At 62.7% G+C, this 13,746-nt stretch carries 12 protein-coding genes and 1 pseudogene; 4 read left to right on the forward strand and 9 right to left on the reverse strand.

Going from position 1 to position 13,746, the window contains the following annotated elements:
• Nucleotides 1-6: 6 nt before the first annotated feature.
• Nucleotides 7-854, reverse strand: a pseudogene (locus AC1DVW_RS05185) (AraC family transcriptional regulator).
• On the opposite strand from AC1DVW_RS05185, the gene AC1DVW_RS05190 reads away from it, so the two are divergent.
• Nucleotides 756-1,124, forward strand: coding sequence for a hypothetical protein (locus AC1DVW_RS05190; RefSeq protein WP_477322670.1), 369 nt, complete (start codon nt 756-758; stop codon nt 1,122-1,124). The pseudogene AC1DVW_RS05185 and the gene AC1DVW_RS05190 sit on opposite strands and share 99 nt — an antisense overlap.
• A 142-nt stretch (nt 1,125-1,266) precedes the next feature.
• On the forward strand, nt 1,267-2,805 hold the full coding sequence (locus AC1DVW_RS05195) for an FAD-dependent monooxygenase (RefSeq protein ID WP_477321657.1): 1,539 nt from the start codon (nt 1,267-1,269) through the stop codon (nt 2,803-2,805).
• Between the two features lie 117 nt (nt 2,806-2,922).
• Here the strand turns inward: AC1DVW_RS05195 and AC1DVW_RS05200 are convergent, their stop codons facing one another.
• Both AC1DVW_RS05200 and AC1DVW_RS05205 read right to left on the reverse strand, forming a co-directional pair.
• Complete coding sequence (locus tag AC1DVW_RS05200; protein WP_477322620.1) at nt 2,923-4,476, reverse strand: DHA2 family efflux MFS transporter permease subunit; 1,554 nt, start codon at nt 4,474-4,476, stop codon at nt 2,923-2,925.
• Between the two features lie 61 nt (nt 4,477-4,537).
• Nucleotides 4,538-5,719 (reverse strand): HlyD family secretion protein, encoded by a 1,182-nt coding sequence (locus AC1DVW_RS05205; protein ID WP_477321659.1) that lies wholly within the window; start codon nt 5,717-5,719, stop codon nt 4,538-4,540.
• 146 nt (nt 5,720-5,865) lie between these two features.
• Between AC1DVW_RS05205 and AC1DVW_RS05210 the strand changes: the two genes are divergently transcribed.
• Nucleotides 5,866-6,597, forward strand: a complete 732-nt coding sequence (locus AC1DVW_RS05210; protein WP_477274161.1) for a TetR/AcrR family transcriptional regulator — start codon at nt 5,866-5,868, stop codon at nt 6,595-6,597.
• Nucleotides 6,598-6,613: 16 nt separating this feature from the next.
• Here AC1DVW_RS05210 and yihA read toward each other — a convergent pair whose 3' ends face one another.
• The 6 genes from yihA to rpmH all read right to left on the reverse strand — a co-directional run bounded on the left by yihA (nt 6,614) and on the right by rpmH (nt 11,735).
• Nucleotides 6,614-7,273 (reverse strand): ribosome biogenesis GTP-binding protein YihA/YsxC, encoded by a 660-nt coding sequence (gene yihA, locus AC1DVW_RS05215; RefSeq protein ID WP_477240510.1) that lies wholly within the window; start codon nt 7,271-7,273, stop codon nt 6,614-6,616.
• A complete protein-coding gene (locus AC1DVW_RS05220; RefSeq protein ID WP_477321661.1) occupies nt 7,270-7,908 on the reverse strand; it encodes a CatB-related O-acetyltransferase in 639 nt (212 codons plus the stop codon). Before AC1DVW_RS05220 ends, yihA begins: the two co-directional genes overlap by 4 nt.
• 576 nt (nt 7,909-8,484) lie before the next feature.
• Complete coding sequence (locus tag AC1DVW_RS05225) at nt 8,485-9,051, reverse strand: fasciclin domain-containing protein (RefSeq protein WP_477240514.1); 567 nt, start codon at nt 9,049-9,051, stop codon at nt 8,485-8,487.
• 353 nt (nt 9,052-9,404) lie between these two features.
• Nucleotides 9,405-11,216, reverse strand: coding sequence for a membrane protein insertase YidC (yidC, locus tag AC1DVW_RS05230; protein ID WP_477321663.1), 1,812 nt, complete (start codon nt 11,214-11,216; stop codon nt 9,405-9,407).
• 14 nt (nt 11,217-11,230) lie between these two features.
• Entirely contained in the window at nt 11,231-11,584 is a 354-nt protein-coding gene (rnpA, locus tag AC1DVW_RS05235; protein ID WP_477321665.1) for a ribonuclease P protein component, read from the reverse strand.
• Between the two features lie 16 nt (nt 11,585-11,600).
• Nucleotides 11,601-11,735, reverse strand: a complete 135-nt coding sequence (gene rpmH / locus AC1DVW_RS05240) for a 50S ribosomal protein L34 (protein WP_008833937.1) — start codon at nt 11,733-11,735, stop codon at nt 11,601-11,603.
• Between the two features lie 322 nt (nt 11,736-12,057).
• Between rpmH and AC1DVW_RS05245 the strand changes: the two genes are divergently transcribed.
• Nucleotides 12,058-13,545, forward strand: coding sequence for a sensor histidine kinase (locus AC1DVW_RS05245; protein ID WP_477321667.1), 1,488 nt, complete (start codon nt 12,058-12,060; stop codon nt 13,543-13,545).
• Nucleotides 13,546-13,746 lie beyond the last annotated feature (201 nt).

Below are 13,746 nucleotides of genomic sequence, written 5' to 3' on the forward strand. Positions count from 1 at the left end.
GCGGTCCTATTTAAGAGGCAGAAACAGTTCAAGGACCACTTCATGCACCTGTACGTTCGGGGAGAACGAAAAGTGTCGCTGGCAGTATTTCGGAAAATCACGTGCTTCCTCGCCGCTGGCCGGAAGCCATTCACGATAAAGGAATAGCGCGGCGGGCTCGAGATTGTTGGTGTTGCCGGGATAGCGCAGCACCGCGCAACGTCCGCCGGGGATCACGCCAGCCTTCATCTGCGCGTCATTCGCCTCGATCGGCTGGTCGGTCCCGGCACACAGGTCCATGCTGTAGTCGGCCGGGACCGCCGGCTCCCTTTCGGAACGGAAGACGTTGAAGGTCGGGCTTGTCTCGGGCGACAGGCCGGCAGCTTTGCGCCAGGCGATGAACCGCTGGATGGTATCCTGGAGCGTCGCCCGGTCTCCGCGATGCTCCATGATCGCCACCGGCGTCGGCGGCACTCGCGGATCGTCACATCGTCGGATTCGAAGATTATCTGCATGAGCTTGTTCCTTGCTTTGTCGAGAGGCCCGAATGCCATGAGCCACGGCCCCCAGTCGGGAGACTTGCGGAACGACGAAGGCGATTGTCCGAACCGTTGCCGAAAGGCGCGGGCGAAGGCATCCGGTGCGTAACCGGCATCCATCGCTATGTCGGTGACGCTTTGGGCGTCGCTCTCGGCAAGCCTGTACGAAGCGCGCTTCATGCGGGCGAGCTGGACATAGCGATGCACCGACACGCCGAAGGTTGACGTGAACTGCCGGTGGAAATGGTATTTCGAGAACGCCGCGACGCCGCTCAACGCTTCCAGGCCCAGATCGTCGTCCAGGTGCTGGTCTATGTGATCCAGCACCCGCTGCATTCGGGCTTGGTAGTTTTCAGATGCCGCCTTCATCGTCTCTTCCTTCGTGGCGACACCAGCTACGCCATTCCGGATATGCTGCGCTCGACCGATCTTGCGATTTGGCATGGATCAACAGCTGCCTGCCAGCAACGGCATACAGGCGAGCCCGATCTACGGTTGAACGGCGGAATAGGGGTCGTTTCCGGCGGCTTGGGCGATAATTTCTTCGCCATGATACGATCAGCGTCAATACGCCTCCGGCTCGGAGCTTATGAGCCTGCAAACTGAAGTTATCGGCGTATCGCGAATTTCGGCTACGGCCTGACCACCGCCCTACACGTAAAATGGGGCGGAAACAGTCAAGTTCAAGAATTGGCAAACAGCTTTTTATGCGTAGATTCCGCAGCCCTGATCGAGAGGGCCAGAACCTATGCAAAGAACCGAAGAACGCGCTCGCCAAGGCGGGCGTAAGTCGACCGGCCGCGTTGATGCCGACCGGCCACAGATCTCCCATCAAGTGGTGATCGCCGGAGGCGGCCCGACGGGGCTGATGCTGGCCGGCGAGCTTTCATTGGCCGGCATCGATGTCGCCGTCGTCGAACGGCGCGACAGCCAGGCAATCACGGGCACGCGTGCGGGCGGTCTGCACGCACGCACCATCGAGGTCTTCGACCAGCGCGGCATCGCCGATCGGTTCCTGTCACAAGGCAAGACCGCCCAGGTCGCATCCTTCGCCGGCGTTACGCTTGATATCAGCGACTTTCCCACCCGCCACAATTACGGGCTGGCGCTCTGGCAAAAGCACATAGAGCGCATCCTTGCCGATTGGGTCGATGAGCGCGGCGTCACTGTCTACCGTGGCCGCGAGGTGACGGGCTTCGTGCAAGATGACAGTGGCGTCGATGTCGCGCTCAGCGACGGCGGGTCGTTTCGTGCCGACTATCTCGTCGGCTGCGACGGCGGCAGAAGTCTCGTGCGCAAGGCAACCGGGATAGAGTTCCCGGGCTCGGAGCCGACCGTCAGCAATTTGATCGCCGAGGTCGAACTATCGGGAGAGCCGCAATGGGGTGTCATCCACCGCGATGCGATCGGCATTCACGGCTTTGGCAAGCTGGATGACGGGACGGTGCGGGTGCTGGTGACCGAGCGCGAGGTCGGGGCTGGCGGCGAGCCTACGCTGCATGAACTCAGCGAGGCGCTGATGGCCGTCTACGGCACCGATTATGGCGTTCACAATCCGACGTCGCTGGCCCGCTTCACCGATATGACAAGGCAAGCGGCGTCATACCGCAAGGGGCGGGTGCTGCTCGCCGGCGACGCCGCGCACGTGCATCCGCCGGACGGCGGACAGGGTCTGCAGACCGGCGTGCAGGACGCCGTCAATCTCGGCTGGAAGCTTGCCCAGGTGGTCCGGAAAACATCGCCGGAAAGCCTGCTCGATACCTACCAGGCCGAGCGCCATCCGGTTGCCGCGCGTGTGTTGAAAAGCACCATGGCGTCGGTCGCGCTCCGTCGCGAAGACGAGCGAACCAAGGCGCTGCGAGACACGATGTCCGAACTTCTCGCCATGGCGGAGCCACGCAAGCGCTTTGCCGGCATGTTGTCCGGCCTGGACATCCACTATGATTTCGGTGAGGGCCATCCGCTGCTTGGCCGCCGCATGCCGGACCTCGACCTCGTCACCGCTGACGACCCGCTGCGGGTCTTCACCCTGCTGCACGACGCGCGCCCGCTGTTGCTCAACCTCCGTCAGTCTGGCGCATTCGACATCGGCCCTTGGGCGGATCGGGTTCGGTCGGTCGACGCCAGATACGATGGCGCCTGGGAGCTTCCGGTGCTGGGCGCGGTCACGGCACCCGCCGCCGTGCTGGTCCGGCCCGACGGCTACGTCGCCTGGGTCGGCGACCCTGAAACGGCGGGGTTGGCCGACGCGCTGACCAGGTGGTTCGGACCGCCTGCCTTGGCATAGCCGGCATCGCCTTTTCGGTCATGACGGATGGTCGCGGCTTGACAAAACATGACCCCGGAAATCGTTTCCAATTTCCGGGGTCATGCGTGAGGGCGCCAGGGGGGGTTCCGGCGCGTCTCAATGGCCTCCGCCGCCACCGCCGGCTGCGACAGGTTTGCGGATCACCATGGTGAACAGTCCCAGCGTCGCAAACAGCACCGTCAGCATGAAGAACACATCCATGAAGGACAGCAGCGCCGCCTGCTGGTGGACCATGGCGGACAGCTTGGAGATCGCAGCACTTGTGGCGTCGAGGCCTGCAGTCTGCTCGAAGTTGAGCGTCATGTTCTGCAGCTTCTGCTGTGCCGCTGCACTGCCCCATTCCACATGCTCGGAGAGCCTTGCGTAGTGGAAGGCATTGCGGTCGATCAGCACGGTGTTGATGACGGCAAGGCCGACGGCGCCGCCGAGGTTGCGGGTCAGGTTGAACAGGCCGGACGCGTTCTTCAGCCGATCAGGCGGCAATGTGCCGAGCGCAATGTTGTTGATCGGCACCATGCACAGCATCATCGAACAGCCGCGCAGGATCTGCGGGATGAGCAGCTCATAGAAATCCCAGTCAGCGGTGAGATGCGTCATCCACCAGGTGCCCGTGGCAAAACCGAAGAAGCCGATCATCATCATCAGCCGCGGGTCTATCTTGCCCGACAGGATGCCGGAAATCGGCGCGGTGAAGAACATCGCCAGGCCGCTGACGAACAGCGCCTCGCCGATCATCATCGAATCGTAGCCGCGGATGCGTCCGAGGAACACCGGGTAGAGATAGGTCAAGCCGTAGAGGCCGATGCCGATGACGAAGGAGAACAGCGAGCCGAAGGCGAAATTGACATTGCTGAACGCCCTCAGGTCGACGATCGGCTCCTCGGCGGTGAACACACGCCAGAAGAACAGCACCCCGCCAACGGTCATGATGATGGCGCAGATCAGCACCGCCTGGTCCTGCAGCCAGTCATTGTTGGGACCTTCCTCGAGCACATATTCCATGCAGCCGAGGAAGGCTGCCATGCCGGCAAGCCCCCACCAGTCGAACTTGCTGAACAGTTTGAGGTTTGGCTTGTCGAAGTCGATCAGCGACCAGGCGGCCACCGTCACCATGATGCCGGGCACGACGTTGACCAGGAACAGCCAGTGCCAGGACATGGCATGGCTTATATAGCCGCCGACGGTCGGACCGATGGTCGGCGCCAGCGTCGCCACCAGGCCGATCATCGGCGACACCACGGCCCGGCGCGACGGCGGGAAGATGGTGAAGGCAGCGGCAAAGACGCTCGGGATCATGCCGCCGCCGATAAAACCCTGGATGGCGCGGTAGACGATCATCTGGTCGATGTTGGTGGCGGTTGCGGCCAGCGCGCTCGCCGCCGTGAAGCCTGCCGCCGAAATCGTGAACAGCACGCGTGTCGACAGCATCCGGCTGAGGAAGCCCGACAGCGGAATCATGATCACCTCGGCGATCAGATAGGCGGTCTGCACCCACGGGATTTCGTCGGAACTGGCGCTCAGGCCGGCCTGGATCTCGGCCAGCGAGGCCGAGACGATCTGGATGTCGAGGATGGCCATGAACATGCCGAACACCATCGCCAGGAAGGCGATGACGCGCCGCGTCGAAATGGTGGTTGGCATGGCCGGCATTGCCGGCGCCGATCCTGCTGTCAGGGTTGCGGTCGCCATGACCCTAGCTCCCGGTTTGCGCTTACTTCGACGCCGAAGGTGCCGTACGGCTGTCGACGGCGACGACGACGCTCAAGCCCGCGCGCAGCCTGCCGGTCTTCAGCACGTCAGCCGGAACGTCGATGCGAACCGGAACGCGTTGCACGACCTTGGTGAAGTTGCCGGTGGCGTTTTCAGGCGGCAGCATCGAGAACACCGCACCCGAAGCCGGCGCCAGCGACGACACGGTGCCCTCGAAATCCTGGCCGTCGGTCGCATCGACCGAAATCCTGACCTTCTCGCCGGGCACCAGGCGGGCAAGCTGCGTCTCCTTGAAATTGGCGACGATATAGAGCTTGTCCATGGGCACGATGACGGCGAGCTTCTGTCCGGGGCTGATCAGGTCGCCCTGCTCGACCGAGCGGTTGCCGACGACGCCGTCATAAGGCGCCTTGAGCACGGTGAAGGAGAGGTCGCGCACGGCCTTGTCCCGGCTCAGCTGCAGCGAGGCCAGCGTGCTTGCCGATTCCGCGCGCTGCGCCTGCAGCACGCCGATATTGGCCTGCGCCGCGGCGATCTGCGCGTCGGCGCCGACAAGGGCTGCATTGGCCTGATCGACCGCGGTCTGGGCATCGTCCAGCTGCGCCTGCGTGCCGACATGGGTCTTCAGCAATTGCGCGGCGCGCGACTGCGCACGGGCGGCGTTGTCGGCCGCGGCCTGGTCGGCGGTCTTCTGCGCCTGCGCCTGGCTGAACGAGGCGCGCGCGGCTTCAGTCTGGGCATCGATGCGGTCGAGCGTCTTGCTCAAGGTGGCGATCTGCGCCTCGGCCTGGGCAACGGCTATTCTGTAGTCGCCGTCATCGACGACCAACAGCGGGTCGCCGGCCTTGACCTGCTGGTTCTCGATCACCTTGACCTGATCGACATAACCGGAAATCTTGGGCGAAATGAACGCCATGTCGGCCTGGACATAGGCATCGTCGGTCGAGATCATGAAGCGGCCGTCGGTCCAGTAATTGTAGCCGTACCAGGCGCCGGCGCTGAGCAGGCCAGCTGCGATGATCGGCAGCAGAAAGGAGCGCACAGAACGCTTCTTCTTGGCCGGCGCTTCGACGGGCGTGGCGGCTGCGGGCTGGACGGGGACTCCCGGCGCTTCGGTCGCGGGGGCGACCTTGGCGTTGGGAAAAGGACGGACTTCGGCGGTGACAGGCGCGTTCGAGGACATGGTATCTCTCAGCAGGTCTAATATGAGGAAAATCTGTTATACTGAACCGTTCGGTTCGATGCGGACATTGACTTAGCGCGGAAACAGGCCCATATCAAGGGCAATCGAACCGATCGGTTCGAATTATTTTGCGAGGTGTGACTTTTATGGTCGAAATATTACCCGATGCCGGCGAGGAGCAGTGCGATGTGCTGGACAGCCTGCGTCGTGGCCGCCCGGCAGCAGGACAGGATCCGCTCAAACGCAGCCAGATCATCGACGGCGCCCGTCGTGTCTTCATCGACAAGGGCTTCGAAGCGGCGTCGATGAACGACATCACCCGCGAGGCCGGTGTCTCCAAGGGCACGATCTATGTCTACTTCGCCAACAAGGAAGAGCTGTTCGAAGCGCTGATCGAGGAAGAGCGCGGCACCATCTTCAAGAACATGTACGATGTGCTGGACCGCGCCGACGATTTGCGCGAGACGCTGGTGAAGTTCGGCAAGGTGCTGTCCATCAAGATCACCTCGGCCAAGGTCATCCAGGCGCAGCGCACGGTGATCGGCGCGTCCGACAGGATACCCGACATGGGCGCGCGCTTTTACGAACGCGGCCCCAAGCGCGGCCATGACAAGTTCGTGGTCTTTCTCAATGCCGCCATCGAGCGCGGCCTGCTCAAGATCGACGATGTCGACCTTGCCGCCTATCAGTTCACCGATCTGTGCCTGGCCGGCCTTTTTCGCCAGTGCATCTTCGCCTACCGCACGGAAGCCCCGGGCGAGGATGAAATCGACAGCGTCGTCAGGTCAGGCGTCGGCATGTTCCTGAAAGCCTACGGCACCGAAGCTCTTGCCACGGAAGAAAGCCACCAGAGGATTGCCCTGGAGGCAAGGGGTTAGAGCCTGCAGGTATGCCCTAGCCGCCATTGGCCGCGAGCACGATCGCGGCCTTCAATTCCTCGAGGCCCTCGCTCTTTTCCGATGAGGTGGCGAGCACAAACGGAAATGCGGCCGGCCGCTTCTTGATTTTCAAAAGCGTCTCTTCGATCAGCCGCGGCACGCCGGCCGCCTTGATCTTGTCGGTCTTGGTCAGCACGATCTGATAGGACACCGCCGCCTTGTCGAGTAGCGACAGCACCTCGTCGTCCTTGGCCTTGATGCCATGGCGGGCGTCGATCAGCACATAAACGCGCTTCAGCGTGACCCGGCCCTTGAGATAGTCGAAGACCAGCTTGGTCCACTCGTCGACTTTCTCCTTGGGCGCGGTGGCATAGCCGTAGCCCGGCATGTCGACCAGCGCCATCGGCGGCAGGTCGGCGCCTTCGCCCGAAAATCCATCCGGCACGAAATAGTTGAGCTCTTGCGTGCGCCCCGGCGTGTTGGAGGTGCGCGCCAGCCCTTTCTGATTGACCAGCGCGTTGATCAGCGACGACTTGCCGACATTCGAGCGCCCGGCAAAGGCGATCTCCGGCGGCCCTTCCGGCGGCAGGAACTTCATCGCCGGCACGCCGCGGATGAAGATCCAGGCCCGGGTAAACAGTTCGGTGCCAATCACAGTCTTGTTCAACGCGTTCAAACCGCTGCCTCCAGAAGGGAAATGTCGGCGCCACGAATGGCATTGAGGTTGCGGCTGACCTTTTCCACCGGCCAGTCCCACCAGGCCACTGCCAAAAGCCGCCGGATCGTCCTGTCGTCGAAGCGCATCTTCACCACCTTGGCCGCATTGCCGGCGACGATCGCATAGGCCGGCACGTCATGCGTCACCACCGATTTTGCAGCTATGATGGCGCCGTCGCCGATTGTCACGCCGGGCAGGATAACCGCTTCCATGCCGATCCATACATCATTGCCGAGCACCGTGTCGCCGCGCAATTCCTTCGACCAGCTCTTCGGGTCGAAACCGTCCTCCCAGCCATGGCCGAAGATGTTGAACGGATAGGTCGAAAAACCGGACATCGCATGATTGGCGCCGTTCATGATGAAGCGCGCGCCCTCGGCGATGGCGCAGAACTTGCCGATGATCAGCCGGTCGCCGATGAACGGGTAGTGATGCAGCACGCATCGCTCGGCGAATTTGTCGGGTCCATCGGGGTCGTCGTAGTAGGTGTAGTCGCCGATCTCGATGTTCGGCGCCGTCACCAGCCCCTTCAGGAAACCGACGCGCATATGCATCGGGATCGGATGCTTGATGTTGGGATTGGGTCCGATCATGGTCTGGCTCCGTCAAATCCGGTAACAGGCAAGGTCAAAATAGCGCGATCCGCCCGGCGGCACCAACGGCCTGCGGAACGGATCAACCCTGGCTGTTCATCGATGGAGCGTTCCTGAAACGAAAGGGCGCTTATAGGGGCGCGCCGCGGCTGCGTCTACCGCGCCGTCGGCATTGTCCTGAAGCCGCACGAAATTGCCGAATGCCGGCCGGTTTCGCAGATAAACCGGGGTCCTGAGAAGGACCTTCAGGACCCCGGTCTGCCGCCACGGCCTCCCAAACACCGGCGCCTGTGCGCCGGAAGCCGTTATGGCAAGGGTATCTTGGCGTCGTCGCGAACACACCGCGGCAACGGCGCAGTTACGGCGCGTGGCAGGCCAAAGTTTCGCCGGCTGGGTCGCCGGGCAAAAAACTCCGAATGAACCGGGGGTCTCTTCGAAGCTAAAACCGGGGCCCTGCGAGGGACTGCAGGACCCCGGCCGTGCCGAGAGAGCTCCGAAACTTGACCTCTCATGAGGTTGAAAAGGCAGGATCCCAGAAAGCCGACGGGACAGCTGCCTTTTCCATTGTCGGAACCGTTACTTCGGCAAGAGCACCTTGTTGACGACGTGGATGACGCCATTCGACTGGTTGACGTCGGCCACCGTAACCTTGGCGGTGTCGCCGGACTCGTCGACGATGTAGAGCGAACCGCCTTTGACTTCGGCGGTCAGCGTGTCGCCGCTCACCGTCTTCATCTCGTATTTGCCGCCCATCGCCTTGGCCTTGGTCATCATGTCCTTGGCGGAGATCTTACCGGCCACGACATGGGCGGTCAGGATCTTGGTGAGCTGGGCCTTGTTCTCGGGCTTGACCAGCGTGGCGACGGTGCCGGCGGGCAGCTTCTTGAAGGCGGAATCCGTCGGCGCGAATACGGTGAAGGGGCCGGCGCTCTCCAGCGTTTCGACCAGGCCGGCTGCCTTGACGGCCGCGACCAGGGTCTTGTGGATCGGCGAGTTGACGGCGTTTTCGACGATGTTCTTCGAGGTCAGCATCGCGGCGCCGCCGACGGCGGGGTTGGCGAGCGAATAGGCCGTCGTGGCAGCGAGGCCGGACAGCGCGAGACCAGCGGAAATGCAGAATGCCTTGAGGATGGACTTTGCCATTGGAGAACCCTTCTGATGCGACAATTGTTGATTCGATTGTCGGAGAGAGTTACGCGGCGGCGAAAGGATAGTTTCCGTCAGCGGAAGAAAAAATACAATAAAAACAAATAGTTATATGAACTGCGCCGGCCCACGGCCAGCGTCCCCGCGACGCAAGCCGCGAGGCTATAGGATCAAACGAAGCGGTCTCCGGATGGGGGCTGAGCGATTTCGAGCGCCCTGGAAAGTCAGAGGCAGTCACGCCGGCCGGGCGGCGCTAGTTTCGCGGCTCACGGGAACGTGATCGAGCGCTCGCCCCAAAAAAAACCCCCGGACGGACCGGGGCTTTTTTGATTTAGCGAGCGGGGCGCCGGCTATTCAGCCGGCGACGGTTTCTTCCGAAACAATGCCACCAGATTGTCCCACAATTCGATCTTGGCGCCCTGGCGCTTCATGATCACGCCCTGCTGCAGGATCGACAGCGAGTTGTTCCAGGCCCAGTAGATGACCAGGCCGGCCGGGAAGCTTGCCATCATGAAGGTGAAGATGATCGGCATCCAGGTGAAGATCGCGGCTTGCGTCGGATCCGGCGGCGTCGGGTTCATGCGCATCTGCAGGAACATGGTGACGCCCATGATCAGCGGCCAAACGCCGATCATCAGCATATGCGGCAGCGTGATCGGGATGAGGCCGAACAGGTTGAACAGCGACGTCGGATCGGGTGCGGCCAGATCCTGGATCCAGCCGAAGAACGGCGCGTGCCGCATCTCGATGGTGATGTAAAGCACCTTGTAGAGCGAGAAGAAGACCGGGATCTGAAGCGCCACCGGCCAGCAGCCGGCCAACGGATTGATCTTCTCGGTCTTGTAGAGCTCCATCATCGCCTTTTGCTGCGCCATCTTGTCGTCCGCGTATTTCTCGCGGATCTCGAGCATTTTGGGCTGCACCTTCTTCATGTTCGCCATCGACGCGTAGGATTTGTTGGCGAGCGGGAAGAAGATGGCCTTGACGATGACGGTGGTGGCGAGGATGGCCAGGCCGAAATTGCCGAAGAATTTGTAGAGCGTGTCGATCAGCCAGAACATCGGCTTGGTGATGAAGTGGAACCAGCCCCAGTCGATCAACAGATCGAACCGCTTGATGTGGCGGTCTTCCGCGTAGGCGTTGATCTTGCCGACCTCTTTGGCGCCGGCGAAGATTTCGCTCTCCACCGTCGCCGACTGGCCGGCGTCGACCGTGATCGGGTCGGTCAGGAAGTCGGACTGGTAGCGATGACGGCCGTCTTCGAAATAGGCGTAGCGCGGCTGGAACGGCTGCTTCTCGGTCGGCACCAGCGTCACCGCCCAGTACTTGTCGGTGATGCCGAGCCAGCCATCGGTCGACTTGCCCGGCGTGAACTGCTTGTCCTTTTCGATGGACGCGTATTTGTGTTCCTGCAGGCCTTCCGTGCCGGTGAAACCGATCAGGCCTTCATGCAGCACATAGGTGCTGGCAACGGCCGGCTTGTCGAAACGGGTGACGCGACCGTAGTTGGACAGCGAGACCGAAGCCGCGCCCGAATTCTGCACCGTATCGGAAACGGTGAACAGGTAGTTGTCGTCGACCGAAAAGGTGCGCTTGAAGGTCAGGCCCTTGTCGTTGGTGAACGTCAGCGTGACCGGTGTTGCCGGCGTCAGTGTCGCATTGCCGTCGACGGCCCACACAGTCTCGGGACCCGGAACCGCACCGGTCTTGTCGTTGCCGACAAAGCCGATCTCGGCATAATAGCCATTGGGCAGCGCCGCCGGGTTGAGCAGGCTGATCTCGGGCGAGTTCTTGTCGACCGTCTCGGTGTAGTGCTTGAGCCTGAGGTCATCGAGCCGCGCGCCGGTCAGGTTGATCGAACCTTCCAGGCTCGGCGTGTCGATCTTGACGCGCTTGCTGGTCGCCAGCGCCTGCTCGCGGCCGGCCGGCGTCACGGCGTCGGTGCCCGGCGCGTTGGGAATGGCGCCCGGCGCTGCGGGCGCTGTGGTGTCGCCAGGCTTGGCGGCCTCGGCGGCCTTCTTCTGCTCCGCCACCCGCTGCTCTTCGATGCGGGCTGCCTCGCGCTGCTGCTCGCCGCGCGGCAGCACGTAAAAATACTGCCACAGCCCCAGGATCAGCACCGACAGTGCGATGGTGATGAAGAAGTTCCGGTTGTTTTCCATCGAAAGCCCTTGGCCTATCGTGTTCCGCTGAGACGGCGGGAGAGTTCGGCCTTCAACTGGCCGAACGGAATGGTCAGCACGTCTTCGCGCCCGACGATGACATAGTCATTGCCAGGCGCCATGTCACTGGCCGCATGCGTGCGCACGGCCTCTCTCAGCCGCCGCCGGACGCGGTTGCGCACGACAGCATTGCCGACCTTCTTGGTGACGGTGTAGCCGACGCGCGGCGACAGGCCGTCGCCGCGGTCGAGAACCTCAACGAGAAAAAGCCGCCCGCGCCGCTTTTCACCGCGGCGGACGGCCAGAAATTCCGCGCGCTTCAGAAGCCGCTTGGGATGTGGTCCCACTGGCTTGCCGGTTGCGGGCAACGATCTCGTCTTCCGTTCAGGCGCTCAGCCGCTTGCGACCGCGGTTGCGGCGGGCTGCGACGACGCCGCGACCACCCTTGGTGGCCATGCGGGCACGGAAACCGTGCCGGCGCTTGCGGACGAGTTTAGACGGTTGGTAGGTACGCTTCATTTGTTTTAATACCGCGGGGTGCGGCCCTTCTTGATTCTGTCACTTTGTAACAGGAGCTTTGCCGGGCCGGTTTTGGCGCGATCGAAACCGCGCCGGGACGAATGGCCCGAGCGTGAGCGGCTTATAGAAAGAAGGCTTTTGGGAGTCAATCCAGCGCGAGCCAGCAGTTCGTCGCAGCGCGAACTCGCAGTTCGTCGCGGCGCTGTCGGGCGGATGGACGCGGTTTTTGTGCCGCTGCCGCCGTGCGACGAAGGATGAAATTGGCAAAAAAGCCGTGATCGCCTAGTCTCGGGCGATCAAGTGATCGTGAAGACAGGTCTCAATGAGCGAAGTTTCATCCGTGGATGAGGGGACCGGACCGGCCAACACTGCCGTCCGCACGGTGCCTTTGTCGCGCGGACTGTCGACGAAACTGCTGCTGCTCACCATCGTCTTCGTGCTGTTGGCCGAAGTGCTGATTTTCCTGCCCTGGATTGCCAGCTACCGGCTGAGCTGGCTGAAGGAGCGGCTGAGCACTGCGGCGGCGGTGTCGATCGTGCTGGTGCAGGGCGAACCCAATTCGCTCTCCCGCGCCGCCCAGAACGACGTGCTGATGGCGATCGGCGCCAAGGCGATCGCCGTGCGCGACGGTGGTGTCTCGCGGCTTCTGGTGGTGGCCGAGATGCCGCCGCAGGTCGATGAACATATCGATATCGCCAGTGTCGGCATGATCAAGGGCATGAGCGGCGCCCTCGACACGCTGTTTTTCGGCGGCAGGCGCATGCTGCGCGTGTTTGGGCCGGTTGGCGAAAGCGACAAGGAATTCGAGCTGATCATGCCCGACCGCAGCCTACGCGATGCCATGCTGGTCTATTCGCGCAACGTCGCCTTCGTCTCGCTGCTGATCTCGCTGTTTACCGCCATGCTGGTCTATGCCGCGATCGACCTGATCATGATCGGCCCGATCAGGACGATGACGCGCTCGATGCTGGCCTTCTCCGAGGCGCCCGACGACCCCGGGCGGATCATTCGCCCCGCCGCCCGCGCCGACGAGATCGGCGTCGCCGAACGCGAGCTGTCGCTGATGCAGGAGCGGTTGCAGAAGATGCTGTCGGAGCAGAAGCATCTGGTCGACCTTGGCCTCGCCGTGTCGAAGATCAACCACGACATGCGCAACATCCTGGCCTCGGCGCAGCTGATGTCGGACCGCTTGCGCCAGGTCAAGGATCCGACCGTGCAGTCCTTCGCGCCGAAACTGCTGCGTGCGCTCGACCGCGCCGTCTCCTATTCGGAAGGCGTGCTGGCCTATGGCCGCACCCAGGAGCCGCCGCCGTCGCGCCGCCGTCTGCGGCTGCGCCAGCTGGTCGAGGACGTGCACGGCCTGCTCGACATCGAGGACGGCATCGAATTCGTCAACGCCGTCGACCTGACCTTCGAGGTCGACGCCGATTCCGACCAGTTGTTCCGGGTGCTGACCAACCTTTGCCGCAACGCCGTGCAGGCGATGGCGGCGGACACCGAAAGCGCCCTGGTGCGGCGCCTCGCCGTGTCGGCGGTGCGCCTGGGCAGCGTCAGCCGCATCGCCGTCAGCGACACCGGCCCCGGCCTGCCGCCGAAAGCGCGCGAAAACCTGTTCGCCGCGTTTCGCGGTTCGGCCCGCAGCGGCGGCACCGGCCTTGGCCTGGCGATCGCCCATGAATTGATCCGCGCGCATGGCGGCACGGTCGAGCTTGTCGAATCGATCGGCGGCAGCACCACCTTCGCCGTCACCATTCCCGACCAGCCGGTCCGCCTCGACCAGGCCCGCAACGGCCTGCGCCGCCCGGCCTAAGGTGTGTTGATATTCAGCTGAGCCTGGCCTGCAAATGGCTGATACCTGCGCTTCCGGTGCTCACGTACCAAAAGTACGCTCCGCTCCGGTTCTCGGTATCAGCCATTTTCGACGCGGCTTGAGCTGAATCTCAACACACCTCGATCTGCCTGCGACAAAACTTTTGTCGGATCGGCTTGCTTTTCGGAAATTCAGTCGCTA

This window comes from Mesorhizobium sp. P3_B5 (assembly GCF_056402815.1).